The organism is Bacillus arachidis, assembly GCF_030285945.1.
GTDB classification, from domain to species: Bacteria; Bacillota; Bacilli; order Bacillales; family Bacillaceae_G; genus Bacillus_A; species Bacillus_A arachidis.
In genome coordinates this window covers 2,472,957-2,487,045 of record NZ_CP127376.1, presented here as the reverse complement: position 1 = coordinate 2,487,045, position 14,089 = coordinate 2,472,957, and the positions used below count along the sequence as shown (strand labels likewise).

The following is a 14,089-nucleotide window of genomic DNA, read 5'->3' as shown; positions in this document are numbered from 1 at the left end:
GTGAATATGATAAAAACTTGATTTTATTTATAAAAAATGTGTTTAAAATATTGTCATATTTGCTTCTTTAAGATATCCTTTTCATGAAGAGGTGGAAATCATGGAAAAAGTACTAGTTTTCGGGCATAAAAACCCAGACACAGATGCAATTTGTTCTGCAATTGCTTATGCAGAGCTAAAAAAAGAATTAGGAATGAATGCTGAGCCTGTACGTTTAGGTGAAATCAGCGGTGAAACTCAATTTGCGTTAGATCATTTTAAAGTAGAAGGGCCGCGTTTTGTTGAGACAGTAGCAAACGAAGTGGACAACGTTATTTTAGTTGACCATAATGAACGTCAACAAAGTGCTAACGATATCGAATCTGTTCGTGTGTTAGAAGTTATCGATCATCACCGTATTGCAAACTTTGAGACAAGCGATCCTTTATACTATCGTTGTGAGCCAGTTGGTTGTACAGCTACAATCTTAAACAAAATGTACAAAGAAAATGGCGTTGCAATTCGTAAAGAGGTTGCAGGTTTAATGTTATCTGCAATTATCTCAGATTCTTTACTATTTAAATCTCCAACTTGCACAAAACAGGACGTAGCGGCAGCTCGTGAATTAGCGGAAATCGCTGGTGTTGACGCAGAAAGCTATGGCTTAGAAATGTTAAAAGCTGGTGCAGATTTAAGCGGTAAAACAATGGAGCAATTAATCTCACTTGACGCAAAAGAATTCCAAATGGGCGATGCAAAAGTTGAAATTGCACAAGTAAACGCTGTTGATACAAACGACGTTCTTGTACACCAAGCGGAATTAGAAAAGGTAATTTCTGCAGTAGTAGAAGAAAAAGGGTTAGACCTATTCTTATTCGTTGTAACTGATATCTTAACGAACGATTCAGTTGGTCTTGCAATCGGTAAAGCAGTGAATGTTGTTGAGAAAGCATACAACGTAACGTTAGAAAACAATACAGCAACTTTAAAAGGTGTTGTGTCTCGTAAAAAACAAATCGTTCCTGTATTAACAGAAACGTTCCAAGCTCTATAAGAGTACTTTGGATGTAAAAGAACAAGCAGATATACAGTCTGCTTGTTCTTTTTTGTTTTTAGGAAGGATAAAATTTCGGATATCAAGGTCTGTTCTTTTCCTATTTCATTTAGAAAAAATAGAACTTGGTTAGGTAGAAAAGAAAAACTGACTATTTTTATCCGTGAATGAAAAATGCTATGATTTTATTATGAAGTAGATTTTATGGGATTGAAAGAGAAGAGGGGAAAGAACGTAATAATGACAAGACTATGCATAATTCCATGTGGGAAAAAGAAGATTTGGGATAAGTACCCTGATAAGGGACCAACAGAAGCGAAGGGTGTATACATTAGTCCATTCGGAAAAGCATGCCAAGCATATGCTTCTCAATTTTTTACACACTGGGTTATTTTATCAGCTAAACATGGATTTTTATTACCAACTGATATAATAGAAAAAAACTATGATCTTGCTTTTGATTCAAATAGTGATGAAATTATTCGTATAGAACAATTAAAAAAACAGATGATTGATAAAGAGCTGCTAAATTTTGATGAAATTGTCCTGCTTGCAGGAAAGAAACATAAAAAAGTAGTAACAAAATTATATCCAGAAGAGATTATTTCTTACCCGCTAGAGGGATGTAAAGGGATTGGATATATGTTGCAGAGGTTGAAATGTGCGGTTGAAAATCATAACGAGATTTAGTAAAAGTTAAAGAAATCGATTGATACTGTATAAAAAAGTGTTGTGTATCTTTAGAAATATAGGCTTATAAGATGAGAAGCTGGATGGGGAGATGTTAAAATGTCCTACAAGAATGAAATTGATAAGTTGCTATGTATGCTCGATCGGTTAGAAAATCAAGAGGTAGAAATTTTAGATATTACAGAAGAAATGTTGCCTGTTTATCTATTTTCTAGAGCTGATTTTGAAGAAGGACAATTAGGTTATCGTGTAGGAGGGTTAGAAAATGAATCTCTTATTGGAAACGAAAAAGGGGATTGGAAAGAAAGCTGGTTTGTTATTGGATATGAGGAATTAATGGGTGATCCATTTTTTGTTGATGTAAAAGATATTAATTTTCCAGTGTATACAGCTGAACATGGCATGGGTGAGTGGGAGCCACTTTTACATAGTGATTCACTAAAAGAATTTTTATCTGTACTAACATATCGAGCTGAAGATTAATCATTCATAGAAAAAAGGGATGTAGAAATCCCCTTTATCATATTTAGCGGGAAGACCCCTACCTCAAGCGTGTAACGGTAGGTGGGGGTAGTTCAATTGTAATTGATTACTTCCTCCATAAGGCTTCTTATTTCTTTAACTGGTGGTTTTTTATCATACACATCAACATATGAAAAATAATAATTTAAATTTCTAACAAGACCTTTTCCTATTTTTGAACTAAGGAAAGGAAATACTTGTCCAGTGTAGTCTTCGAGAGATTTACAATAGTATTTTTCATCCAAATAAATACTGTATTTACATGTTAGCTCTACTAGTGGGATGCCTTCAGAATCATACACATCTTTAGATTCAAAAATGTCTATTAGTGCAAATCTATCATTAAGATAAACTTTTTTCTTCTTTTCAGGCTTATTAGAAAGAATAAAAGCGATACCTACTGCGTTAATCAATATTTTTCCTCCTATAAATATAAATAAGGATATTAATAAAATATCTCTATACATGTTAAATGTAAAGAGATAAGGTGGTTGGTAATAATTATGTAAAGGAATTTACGAGTTGATAGGGAGAAAAAGTTTAATAGATACCGATTCAAAAATGAATCGATATCTTCTGTTATTGAAAAACTTGAGGGAATTGTTTTACGATCGCTGCTGTAATAGCGTCAGCCATTTCTAAAGCTCCTTTCTCTATTTTGTCATACAATTTAACACTGGATTGATAATCTTTATTTAAAATAGATACAGCCTCTGATTTTGTTAGTGCTAGATGTTCATAAAACATTTTTCTAAATTCTTCTTTTGGTAGATATGGATTTATACTACTTAAGAATTCTACAATTTCATCTCCATTTCTATACCATTTCTTCTCTGCGTTTAATGCGGCATTTTGATCACCAGCTTTTGCTGCTTTGACAAGATCCGCAGCAATTACTAAGTGATCTTTTATCAAATCACTATATTTTTTTGCGGCCTTTTTACCGTAAAAAGGTTGAAGTGAATTCCCCATATCTGGAGCATTTTGTAGGAGTCTTGCAACTGTGACATTCAAATCTGGTAAGTTGAAAATGATGCTTATGATGGCAAGGCTTGTCCAAGCGACATGTTGTTCCCATAGAGAGCGCATGTAATTTTGTAACATCATTTCATTCTTACTGATGCGGTAATCTCGTACCGGTGAATCCCAATTTTTATACGGTGTATCGTATGTGTAATAATATGGCTGCCAATAAGGTTACATAATGTTTACACTCCTTTGAATACATATACCTTACGATATGATAAAGTGCATTCCTAAGTTACGTGTCCCCAAAAAATTATGCCGCATTAACGGACAGTAAGACTCCCGCCTCAAAATTCGGCCAAAGCATTGTCCAGCTCAAGCGGCTAGAATCTCCGGTCATTTCGCCCCCTCGGACGAGGGAAAAAGCGCCTTTCGCGGGCATCCTGTTGTTGCTTTTAAATAAAGTCACGGTGTTTTAAAAAAAGACGCGATGTTCATAAAAAAGTTGCGATGTTTTGTCCCTTTGGATCTGTTTATTTAAAGGGGTGTTTTTATAATGAAAAGTGAAAAGAAGATCTGAACTGAAAGGCGGATTAAGGAAATGTTGAGTAGCAATAAAATTACTCAACTAAAGGGCCAGTTTAATTCAGTAAGAAGGAAAATTTATTAGGCAAAGAGAAATACAAGTTGATTGGCAATTGAGTAAGTTAAGGAGATCATATTTATAATGAATACTACAAAAACCACAGGGTGCTTTACTATTGTTGATAATAATGAAGGCAAAATATTGCTAGTTAAACGAAATGATTATCCTATCTGGGATTTGCCTGGGGGAAGACTAGAAGAGAATGAACAGTTAGATAAGTGTGCTATAAGAGAAACTAAAGAAGAAACGGGCTATATAATTGCTATTGATCGTAAAATAGGAGAATATCACCAACCTCAATACGATGATATGCAACATATATTTTTAGGAAAATTACTAGGGGGAGAACCAATAAATAATGGACCTGAAACTGCAAAAATTGGGTGGTTTAATCCTGGTAGATTACCTTTGTTAATGGTTCCAAATAGACGAAAACAGATCAATAATTTTATGAAACACCAAAATTCACTAATAAAAGAGACATTAAAGACACCATTTATGGTAAGGTTATTGAAAAAAATTATGTGAGATGGTTATTGAATTAACGGGTGCTTTAGTTGAGGAAGGCCCATTGAAACGATCAAACTTTTTTATAAAACATTTGAGCAATTAGATGAAATAAGAGTATGTTTTGATTAATCTTTTTTTATACATGCTCTTTCTATTTGTCTTTTATCAGCGTCATTCTCATTAATTTGATCAAACTTTATTTTAAAGCTACACCTGTGATTCCGATCGAGCTGCTTCCGCTTTTCTAAAGAAGTTAGGCGGGAGATTAACTGTCCGTAAAAGCTCGATTGGTGAGGGCTAATAATCAGTTTCACTTTATAAAGAGATGTGGGAATTTATATGGATCTTAAAGGGGATTTTTTAAGTCAATTGTAGGAAATGAAATTGAAATAGATGTTAATAAGGGGGATATAAAAGAAATGAAGCCCTGCAAGGGAAGTTACAGGGCTTCGTAAGGGTATATTGTCGAGAATGTCGGGCTCGACAAAGTAAGCATAACATGAATTTCTTGGAAATAATGCTGGTAAATGTGTCCAAATGAAGAGAGGCCTAGTGAGGAGGCTATAAGAATCTTTCAAACAAAGTCAAAGAGACCTACTTCCCGCGGGCAGGTCTCTTTGGCTAGATAATGTTGATGAGTAATAACCCATCTGGAGTAACTTTATAGTAACAAACTGAATGGGGTTTGTGTATTGAGAAAAAAATTTAGCGGTCATCAATTGTTGCTTTATTACGTGTCACAATTTCACGCTTTTGTTACATTTATAGGGTCATGAGGGAATAAAAAAGGCCTGCAAATAAAAGGCAGGTCGTAAGAAGGGACTTTAATCCAATAGATTCATTAAATATTAACAATTAGGATGAATGAAGTCCATGGGTCGCGCATTGAGAAATGTTGTATGAATGCTATTCATGTTTTTTCTCATTAAAAAAGATGTTAAAAAGCTTTTTGTAGGAAAATAAAGGTCGATATTTATAAATAGATTCATATTTCCAGGCATCATTATTAGAGACTTTGAGTTGTTTATCCGAAGAGCGAAAGGCAATTAGATTATTGTTGCGTTTCATAAATAAACCTCCTTTAATTTGATGCGGTTATATTATGGAAATGAATGTGTGATTTGTGTGAGAAATAGTTCAAATGAGAATCTTTTCTTTTCATTATCTTATTGAAATTTTCTTTTCATAAGGTTTTGGTCTGTTTTTGAAGTACTGTAATCCATAGAAAGCAATTAGTATTCCGATACTCATTAAAATCCAGATGGAAGAGAAAGAGAGAATGATAAAGAAACAGACAATTAAACTTAAAGAGAGAATTTTGTTAAATAAACCTGGTAATAATTTATATGCTGCAAAGATTCCGCATATGGTATTACAGATAAAGAAAGCATTTGCAATGGCTACGATTTGTTCAACTGTAATGAGATGGTTATATAGGCAGATAAATACGGCAGTATGTATACTTACTAATAACAGTAAAGAAAAGCTTGGTACATTCGATTTCGTACGATAGGAAAGTTTAGATAATTTCTTTATATATTTCGCCTCAGAAGCGATAAGACGTGAGACACCGCCAACAACCAATAAATATGTACTCATGCAAAGAACAGTAGCAATAAAGGCAATAAGAGGAATAGCAAACTCACCAAATAAAGTAGCTAGTATGACTGTTATTCGTAAATTTTCTTGATTTGAATTTGGAATTTCAATCCATTGTGTAGCGCCTGCTACGACAAGACAAACAACCGTTACAGTAAATGTGCTTATCGCAATTGCTTGCGGAATCGTTTTCTTTCGATTTTTGACCTCCATACTGTAATTCCCAATAATCTCCCAACCTACTAAAGCCCAAAAGAGCAGTAAAATACTATATCCAAAATTACCAAAAGAAAAAGATGTTTGAAATAGATGTTCTGATCGAAGATGAGGAATAGAACTGATTCCTCCACTTAATAAAAGAACGGTTGCAGCTGTTGAAAATACAAATGATATTTTTCCAATAGATGATATATCTAATAATAAAATGAATATACAAACGCTCATTAAAAGAAAACCAATTCCCTCTAACGGAAATTTAAAGTTTGAAAATAAAGCTGCTATATATTGACTGGCTGTCATCAGAACAGCTGTTGGTCCTAGACAACCTGCTATGATAAAGAGAATAGAAGTTAATTGTTTCATAGAAGGTCCAAAAGCTTGATCGACTGCATGTGCAATTCCAGATTCACTGGGGAAGCGAATGCTTAACTTACCAAACAATGAAGCAAAAAGAAATCCAACTCCCATAATAAATAGCCAAGCAATAATGGCATAATCTCCAGTTGTTTTGTAAATAAGTGGGGGAAGTAAAATGATTCCCGATCCTAAAATGGGACCAATAATTAAGCCGCTGAGAAGTAATGGCCCTAATTTTTTCTTTCTCATATGTACATACATCTCCTTTTGAAAAGTTAAAAAAATTTGTTTCTTTTATTGTAAATCGGGTTTATTTATCAGTAAAATAGATATATATGAAGTTAATTATCGGAAATTATGATGTTAGAATGGGGATATTGAAGTGGAGATTCGGCATTTAAAAACATTTAAAACAATTGTTGAGTTAGGAGGATACACACGGGCAGCAGACTATTTAGGGTATGCGCAATCTACTGTAACAGGACATATTCAAGCAATTGAACAAGAAATGGGACAGCCTTTATTCAATCGGTTAGGGAAAAAAATGGTGTTAACAGATGTAGGGAAGCATTTACTGCCTTATGCCAATGAAATGATTGCTTTGTCCGAGAAAGTAAAACAAATCCCAAGCATGGATAATGAGATTACTGGAAAAATTGTAATTGGTGCTCCAGAATCATTAACAATTTACCGATTGCCCTCTATTCTTCACGAATATAAAAAGAAGTATCCAAAAGTGAAAATTACATTAAAAGCTTCGACGTGTTTGGAATTGAGAAATGATTTAAAGAGCGGGAATATAGATATTGCTTTTCTCTTAGACACCGAGCGTCATGAAGAGGATTTACATATCGAGCAACTTGTCATGGAGCAAATGGTGTTTGTTTTCCCAAAAGATTACACTGTAACAAAAACAGATTCGCAAGACGTTCAATTTTCTCAAGAGGAAACCTTTTTGTATACGGAACGTGGTTGCAGTTACCGAGCGTTTTTTGAACATTATTTACAAAGGCAAGGAATTCAGCATGAAAGTACATTTGAATTTTGGAGTATTGAGGCGATAAAACAATGTGTAATGTGCGGATTAGGGATTTCTTTATTACCAATTATTACGGCCCAGCAAGAGTGGAAAGATAAGAGATTACACGCTGTTATTGCAAATGAAACAAAGTTTGCGACACAACTTGCGTATCATAAAAATAAATGGTTTTCTCCAGCTTTGCATGAGTTTGTAACGATTATACGTAAGCATGCGAAGGGATGGAGAGAAGTAGAGAGTACAATGATTTTCGAGTAATGATATAATATTACAAGATGAAAGACTAAGAAAAGCAGGTGAATCTTTTTTGTTTACAAAAGCACAAGAACTTTTAGCGTCCTATTTTGGTTACACGTCATTCCGCAGAGGGCAAGATGAGACAATTAAAAATGTATTGGATGGAAAAGATACCGTTTGTATTATGCCAACAGGCGGTGGTAAATCGATTTGTTATCAAATTCCGGCATTAGTATTTGAGGGGACGACATTAGTTATATCGCCGCTTATTTCACTTATGAAGGACCAAGTAGATACGTTAGTACAAAATGGAATTTCAGCTACATACATTAATAGTTCTATTTCAATTACAGAAGCAAACCAACGAATCCAATTAGCGAAACAAGGTCATTATAAGTTGCTATATGTGGCGCCAGAGCGTCTAGATTCAATGGAATTTGTGGATCAATTAATTGATATGAAGATACCGATGATTGCAATTGACGAAGCACACTGTATTTCGCAGTGGGGACATGATTTCCGCCCAAGTTATTTACATATACATCGTATATTAGACTATCTTCCAGAAAAGCCGCTTGTATTAGCGTTAACTGCGACTGCAACACCGCAAGTGCGAGAAGATATTTGTCGCGCGCTAGAAATTGATCAAAAAAATACAATTATGACAACGTTTGAACGGGAAAATTTATCGTTCTCAGTAATCAAGGGACAGGATCGAAATGCATATTTAGCGGACTATATTCGTCAAAATAAAAAGGAATCTGGAATTATTTATGCAGCGACAAGAAAAGTTGTTGATCAGTTGTATGAAGATTTATATAAAGCAGGGGTTTCAGTTGCTCGTTATCATGCCGGAATGAATGATCATGATCGTAACGGACAGCAAGAGCGATTTTTACGTGATGAAGTGAGCGTAATGGTAGCGACATCTGCATTTGGTATGGGGATCGATAAATCAAACATTCGTTATGTTATTCATTATCAACTCCCGAAGAATATGGAAAGTTATTATCAAGAAGCAGGACGTGCTGGCCGTGACGGATTAGATAGTGAATGTATTTTGTTATATTCTTCTCAGGATGTACAAGTACAGCGCTTTTTAATTGATCAATCCACTGGAGAATCACGTTTCTCAAATGAACTTGAAAAATTGCAGTATATGACAGATTACTGCCATACAGAACAATGTTTACAATCATTTATTCTAGAGTACTTTGGTGAAGAACCAAAAGAAGATTGTGGACGCTGTGGGAATTGTACAGATGAACGTGAGAGCGTCGACGTTACGAGAGAATCACAAATGGTTTTATCATGTATGATTCGAACAAACCAGCGATTTGGAAAGCAAATGATTGCACAAGTACTGACCGGATCAAAAAATAAAAAAGTAGTTGAATTCAATTTCCATACATTACCTACTTATGGTCTTTTATCGAATCGTAGCGTAAAAGAAGTAAGTGAGTTTATTGAGTTTTTAATTTCAGAAGAATTAATTGCGGTGGAACACGGGACGTATCCAACCTTAAAGGTAACAGAAAAAGGGAAAGAAGTATTGCTTGGGAATGAAAATGTGTTACGTAAAGAAAGAGTGGCAACAAGACAAATTGTACAGGATCATCCATTGTTTGAGATATTACGTGAAGTTCGGAAAGAAATCGCGCAAGGGGAAGGCGTACCACCATTTGTTATCTTCTCTGATCAAACGCTAAAAGATATGTGTGCGAAAATGCCACAAAGCGATCCAGAACTTTTACAAGTTAAAGGGATTGGAGAACATAAACTTGCGAAGTATGGTTCGCACTTTTTACAAGCAGTCATTCATTTTATTGAAGAAAATCCAGATTACGCGGATACGATTAAGACAGAAGTTGTTACGGAACGCAAGAAACCTGGAAAATCATCGACAAATTCTCACTTAGAAACGTATGAAATGTATAAACAAGGAACGGAGTTAAGTATAATCGCAAAAGAACGAGGCTTATCAAGTCAAACTGTCGAAAATCACTTAATTCGCTGTTATGAAGAAGGAATGGAAGTGGATTGGCATAGTTTCGTTCCAGCAGAATATGAATCTCTTATTGAAACAGCAATGCAACATGCAGAAGGCGGATTAAAGTCGATTAAAGAACTGCTTCCTGCTGAAGTGAGTTACTTTATGATTCGTGCTTATTTACAAATAAGAAAATAGAGAAGTACAAAGGGGATAAGGAAATGCATTATGTTTTTGTTTACGGCACTTTAAGAAAACAACAATCAAATGCTCATTACTTACATAGGGCGACGTGTATAGCTGAAGAAGCATGGACTCATGGGAAACTTTTTGATACAAATGAAGGCTATCCTGCAATGATTCGATCGAAAGAGGATAAAGTGTATGGCGAAGTATATGAAGTAGATGATGAGATTTTAAAAAAGTTAGATGAACTGGAAGTGTATACAGGTAATCCAGAACAAGATTTATATGATCATATTATACAGACTATCTATTTTGGAGATTATAATAGGGATGCATATGTTTATGTTGCGCAGAATGACGAAATGTTACAAAAACTCATTTCTTCTGGCGATTGGACACGTTACCAAAAAATATAGCAAGGACTAATTAAGTTTTTTAGGAATTATGCAACATGTCCTTTGCTCAAGTTCTAGAGAATTGGTCAAAATTGCAGATTTACAGATAAACTATTTGGGAAATCAATTTAGAATGTTACTTATCTATTTAATTTAATAGAGCAGGCAAACAAAAAGGCGGAGGGCGTAAACCCTTTGTCTTTTTTATTTTTTGGAAAATTCTTACTCGATCTATTGACTTTGTAAACGTATTTTTTATACAATTGTATTTCGACTGAAATTTTCGAACGGACAGGAGGGAATCATCACAATGAGTACTATATTTGAAGAAGAATTCCAGCGGATGAAAGAGACTTTAGCTACAATGGATGAGCAATTAGAGAAGTTGGAAAAGATCCCAGTTTATTATGGAGAAGATTTTAAAGAGCAAATCCTTGAAAGTATGAGGGAATCAAGTCGGAGAAACTTACGTGTTGGTGTACAAGAACCATACTTTGGACGACTAGATTTTCAGGAGGATGGACAATTAGAACCAAATCCAATTTATATTGGTAAAGTAGGTGTTTCAGATGAAGAAACGATGAAACCAATTGTTATTGACTGGCGTGCACCTGTTGCGAGCATGTTTTATTCATTTACTGGTGGTGAAGAATCGGCTTTTTATCATTCACCAGACGGACTAGTAGAAGGAGATGTGTATTTAAAAAGAAATATCGCCATTCGCAAAAGAGAACTAGAACGTGTGGTTGATACATATACAAAAGGAAGTGAAGATGTATCTCTTGCGGATGATTTTCTTCTATATCGATTAGGTGAAAATAAAGATAATAAATTAAAAGATATCGTTTCGACGATACAATCCGAACAAAATGATATTATTCGTGCAGAGAAAAACATGCCACTATTGATTCAAGGGGTTGCAGGAAGCGGAAAAACAACAATCGCTTTACATCGCCTTGCTTTTTTAATTTATGAATATCGTGAACAGCTAGAGGCAGAGAGAATGATTGTATTTGCACCAAACAGTTTGTTTTTAGATTATATTTCTAGTGTACTTCCTGAGCTTGGCGTCGGAAATATTAGGCAAACAACATTTCAAGATTGGGCGCTGCGTACGTTAGATGATGCGGTGAAAGTAAAAAATACAGAAGAAAAACTGAAACAAGCTTTTGCAATAAATCGTGATGATAGCAAGGTTATGCTTGGTAAATTAAAAGGAACGCTGAAGTTTAAGTCATTTATTGAAAAAAGTATTGCTCAATTTGAAGAGAATTTAGTACCAGTAAAAGATTTTGAAGCGTGGGATAAAGCTGCTATTACAGTAGAAGAGGTTAAAAAATGGATGCAAGTGGAATATAAACACTATCCATTAATGAAGCGTAGAGAAAGATTGGTTGGCCGAATAAAACGCTGGATCGAGATTGAACTTAAAAAGTTTGAAGGAACAAATGAGAAAAAAGTATTAAAAAAAGAAGCTACAAAGAGATTAAATGCCTATATGAAATTTTGGCCTAAAATGAGCCCGTTATCATTTTATAGTTCGATGATGCAGCGAAAAGAAATATTGGAACTTTTGCCTGAAGAACTTGTTCAAGATACAGAAAAAAGTTGCCGTAAAAAAGAAGTGTATGTAGAAGATTTAGCACCTCTTATTCATATTCACCATAGATTAGCGGGTATTGAAATCGGGCAAAAATTCCACCATGTTGTTATAGATGAAGCGCAAGACTTTTCACCATTCCAAATATATATATTAAAAGAAATTACAATGGGTAATTCCTTTACGATTTTAGGTGATCTATCGCAAGCTATATATGATTATCAAGGAATTGAAGACTGGAATGACTTCAAAGAAGTGTTTCAAGAAACGGGTTATTTTGAACTGACGAGAAGTTATCGTTCTACAAAAGAAATTATTGAGTTTGCAAATGAAGTGATTAAAAATGCTGAAGTTCCAGTAGGATTCGCAACCCCTGTTTTCCGCAGTGGTGAGAAAGTAAAAGTTATTTCGACTGACGACCAATTTGCCGCAATTGTAAAGACTCTACAACATATGCAGAATGAAAATGTGAAAACGATCGCTGTTATAGGAAGAACAGATGAGGAATGCCGCGATTTATATGAGAAGTTAACAGCTGAAGGAATCACTGTTAATGTCATCGAAGCAAACCAAAATAAATATGAAGGCGGCATTTCAGTTGTGCCTGTGTATTTAGCAAAAGGATTAGAATTTGATGCGGTACTTCTTATCGATGTTGATGAAGTACATTATAAAGGTACAAAGCATGATGCAAAATTATTATATGTTGGATGTACAAGAGCTCTCCATGACTTACGAATCTTCTATTCTGGAGAAGCATCACCTTTAATTCGAGGAATACAAGAAGAGTTATATGAAAGTAAATAATAGATGTTTAAAGAGGATTTTCAAGTGACTAGCGGGAAAATCCTCTTGTTTTTTCTATAACTAAGAAGGGAAGAAGGAAAATGACTATGATTACAAAGATAATGAAAAAAAGAGAATGGGAAGTAGCAAAAGCAAAAGGAAATATAATTGAAGCTTCACTAATGCAAGAAGGATTTATTCATTGTTCTTTTTTAGAACAATCTCTTCAAGTGGCAGAAAAACATTTTAGCAGGGAAATGGAGTTAGTACTACTTGTAATTGATTCGTCATTAGTTGATGCGGAGATAAAATACGAATTGGCTTCTAATGGTCAAAACTATCCACATATATACGGAACTGTAAATACTAATGCTGTTGTGAAAGTAGTAGAACTTCAGAAAGAAAATGGCGTCTATGTTTTACCAGTAGAGTTGGAACAAAAATAGTAGAATACCTATTTGTTAACCTCATAAAAGGATTTTTGATTTGTATTATCGAAATACTGAAAGGGATAAAAACGAAATCGAGAAGAGGCGTACAAATGGAGGAAGTAATCAAGAAAATAAAAGAAATAAAATCGGGTCAGGTAGGTATCGTTGTTTATTCACCAGAAAGCCAAAATATTATCGCTTTATATAATGATCATATATTGGTTCCACTAGCGTCTGCCGCAAAAGTGGCAATTTGATTTGTGGTAGCTAAAATGGTTGAAGAGAATCAAGTTCGCTGGAGTGATGAAATCGCAAATATCGTATTTAATCCGAAAGAAGATAGTAAAGAAATATATCCACATCTACAAAAAAGAACTGTATTAACATTAAGAAATGCTGTGGAAGTAATGATTGCATGTCATGACAATTGTATTGCACAATCTGTTGTGAACTTTTGCGGTGGATGGGAAGAAGTAAATAAGAGAATTCAATGTTCCTTTTCAAAGATTAATGTTACGAAAGACCCAAGGGATGTGAAAAACGTTGGGAAATTAAAACAAGTTCTTAAACTTTTAATTCATATATTCCAAGGATATGAATCGGATCCAGTGTTATGGGAACCCATTATAAATGGAATGGTAAGACAACAAGGGGAATATGAGGGAATACGAAGTTACCACTTGGCACATATGACAGTTGGATTGTCTACAGCTGTTATAAATATTGGTATACTAGGAACATTTCATGAAAATCCATTGCTTTATGTAATTGGTGGAATGGAGTTACCAAATCGGTATGAGAATCAAGAAGCTGATATGAAAATAATAGAAACATTGCAATGTTTGTATAAAGAGTATACAGGATGCTATCTATAATGAAGAGA

Annotated in this window: 14 protein-coding genes and 1 pseudogene; 11 read left to right on the top strand and 4 right to left on the bottom strand. The window is 34.5% G+C overall.

The window, feature by feature from the left end; genetic code table 11:
• Positions 1-100 precede the first annotated feature (100 nt).
• The 3 genes from ppaC (at position 101) to QRY57_RS14300 (ending at position 2,206) form a co-directional block, all read left to right on the top strand.
• Positions 101-1,033 carry a manganese-dependent inorganic pyrophosphatase gene (gene ppaC / locus QRY57_RS14310; protein ID WP_286015332.1) on the top strand — a complete coding sequence of 311 codons (933 nt, stop codon included), beginning with the start codon at positions 101-103 and terminating at the stop codon, positions 1,031-1,033.
• A gap of 240 nt (positions 1,034-1,273) precedes the next feature.
• On the top strand, positions 1,274-1,723 hold the full coding sequence (locus tag QRY57_RS14305; RefSeq protein ID WP_286015331.1) for a DUF6884 domain-containing protein: 450 nt from the start codon (positions 1,274-1,276) through the stop codon (positions 1,721-1,723).
• A 99-nt stretch (positions 1,724-1,822) separates the two neighbouring features.
• Entirely contained in the window at positions 1,823-2,206 is a 384-nt protein-coding gene (locus QRY57_RS14300) for a hypothetical protein (RefSeq protein ID WP_286015330.1), read from the top strand.
• A 92-nt stretch (positions 2,207-2,298) separates the two neighbouring features.
• Here QRY57_RS14300 and QRY57_RS14295 read toward each other — a convergent pair whose 3' ends face one another.
• Positions 2,299-2,658 carry a cytoplasmic protein gene (locus QRY57_RS14295; protein WP_208017542.1) on the bottom strand — a complete coding sequence of 120 codons (360 nt, stop codon included), beginning with the start codon at positions 2,656-2,658 and terminating at the stop codon, positions 2,299-2,301.
• 166 nt (positions 2,659-2,824) lie between these two features.
• Positions 2,825-3,439 (bottom strand): annotated as a pseudogene (locus QRY57_RS14290) (acetylglutamate kinase); the annotation flags it as partial.
• A gap of 499 nt (positions 3,440-3,938) precedes the next feature.
• Between QRY57_RS14290 and QRY57_RS14285 the strand changes: the two are divergent.
• Positions 3,939-4,385: an NUDIX hydrolase gene (locus tag QRY57_RS14285; protein ID WP_286015329.1), complete on the top strand. Its 447-nt coding sequence runs from the start codon at positions 3,939-3,941 to the stop codon at positions 4,383-4,385.
• Between the two features lie 888 nt (positions 4,386-5,273).
• On the opposite strand, the gene QRY57_RS14280 is transcribed toward QRY57_RS14285, so the two are convergent.
• Entirely contained in the window at positions 5,274-5,435 is a 162-nt protein-coding gene (locus QRY57_RS14280) for a hypothetical protein (protein WP_170833633.1), read from the bottom strand.
• Positions 5,436-5,528: 93 nt separating this feature from the next.
• Positions 5,529-6,791, bottom strand: a complete 1,263-nt coding sequence (locus QRY57_RS14275) for an APC family permease (protein WP_286015328.1) — start codon at positions 6,789-6,791, stop codon at positions 5,529-5,531.
• Between the two features lie 133 nt (positions 6,792-6,924).
• Between QRY57_RS14275 and QRY57_RS14270 the strand changes: the two genes are divergently transcribed.
• From QRY57_RS14270 to QRY57_RS14240, 7 genes are all read left to right on the top strand, one after another.
• The gene (locus QRY57_RS14270; protein WP_286015327.1) at positions 6,925-7,839 is read left to right on the top strand and encodes a LysR family transcriptional regulator; all 915 of its coding nucleotides are present in this window, start codon (positions 6,925-6,927) and stop codon (positions 7,837-7,839) included.
• Positions 7,840-7,888: 49 nt separating this feature from the next.
• Positions 7,889-10,006, top strand: a complete 2,118-nt coding sequence (gene recQ, locus QRY57_RS14265; protein WP_286015326.1) for a DNA helicase RecQ — start codon at positions 7,889-7,891, stop codon at positions 10,004-10,006.
• A 23-nt stretch (positions 10,007-10,029) separates the two neighbouring features.
• Positions 10,030-10,410 carry a gamma-glutamylcyclotransferase family protein gene (locus tag QRY57_RS14260; RefSeq protein ID WP_286015325.1) on the top strand — a complete coding sequence of 127 codons (381 nt, stop codon included), beginning with the start codon at positions 10,030-10,032 and terminating at the stop codon, positions 10,408-10,410.
• 289 nt (positions 10,411-10,699) lie between these two features.
• The gene (locus QRY57_RS14255) at positions 10,700-12,796 is read left to right on the top strand and encodes a HelD family protein (protein WP_286015324.1); all 2,097 of its coding nucleotides are present in this window, start codon (positions 10,700-10,702) and stop codon (positions 12,794-12,796) included.
• Positions 12,797-12,882: 86 nt separating this feature from the next.
• On the top strand, positions 12,883-13,221 hold the full coding sequence (locus QRY57_RS14250) for a DUF952 domain-containing protein (RefSeq protein WP_286017865.1): 339 nt from the start codon (positions 12,883-12,885) through the stop codon (positions 13,219-13,221).
• Positions 13,222-13,316: 95 nt separating this feature from the next.
• Complete coding sequence (locus QRY57_RS14245) at positions 13,317-13,463, top strand: hypothetical protein (RefSeq protein ID WP_286015323.1); 147 nt, start codon at positions 13,317-13,319, stop codon at positions 13,461-13,463.
• 15 nt (positions 13,464-13,478) lie between these two features.
• Positions 13,479-14,081, top strand: coding sequence for a serine hydrolase family protein (locus QRY57_RS14240; RefSeq protein ID WP_286017864.1), 603 nt, complete (start codon positions 13,479-13,481; stop codon positions 14,079-14,081).
• Positions 14,082-14,089 lie beyond the last annotated feature (8 nt).

Coding starts and splice junctions, on each gene's coding strand:
- ppaC (WP_286015332.1), top strand. CDS start 101: ATGGAAAAAGTACTAGTTTTCGGGCATAAAAACCCAGACACAGATGCA.
- QRY57_RS14305 (WP_286015331.1), top strand. CDS start 1,274: ATGACAAGACTATGCATAATTCCATGTGGGAAAAAGAAGATTTGGGAT.
- QRY57_RS14300 (WP_286015330.1), top strand. CDS start 1,823: ATGTCCTACAAGAATGAAATTGATAAGTTGCTATGTATGCTCGATCGG.
- QRY57_RS14285 (WP_286015329.1), top strand. CDS start 3,939: ATGAATACTACAAAAACCACAGGGTGCTTTACTATTGTTGATAATAAT.
- QRY57_RS14280 (WP_170833633.1), bottom strand. CDS start 5,435: ATGAAACGCAACAATAATCTAATTGCCTTTCGCTCTTCGGATAAACAA.
- QRY57_RS14275 (WP_286015328.1), bottom strand. CDS start 6,791: ATGAGAAAGAAAAAATTAGGGCCATTACTTCTCAGCGGCTTAATTATT.
- QRY57_RS14260 (WP_286015325.1), top strand. CDS start 10,030: ATGCATTATGTTTTTGTTTACGGCACTTTAAGAAAACAACAATCAAAT.
- QRY57_RS14255 (WP_286015324.1), top strand. CDS start 10,700: ATGAGTACTATATTTGAAGAAGAATTCCAGCGGATGAAAGAGACTTTA.
- QRY57_RS14250 (WP_286017865.1), top strand. CDS start 12,883: ATGATTACAAAGATAATGAAAAAAAGAGAATGGGAAGTAGCAAAAGCA.
- QRY57_RS14245 (WP_286015323.1), top strand. CDS start 13,317: ATGGAGGAAGTAATCAAGAAAATAAAAGAAATAAAATCGGGTCAGGTA.
- QRY57_RS14240 (WP_286017864.1), top strand. CDS start 13,479: ATGGTTGAAGAGAATCAAGTTCGCTGGAGTGATGAAATCGCAAATATC.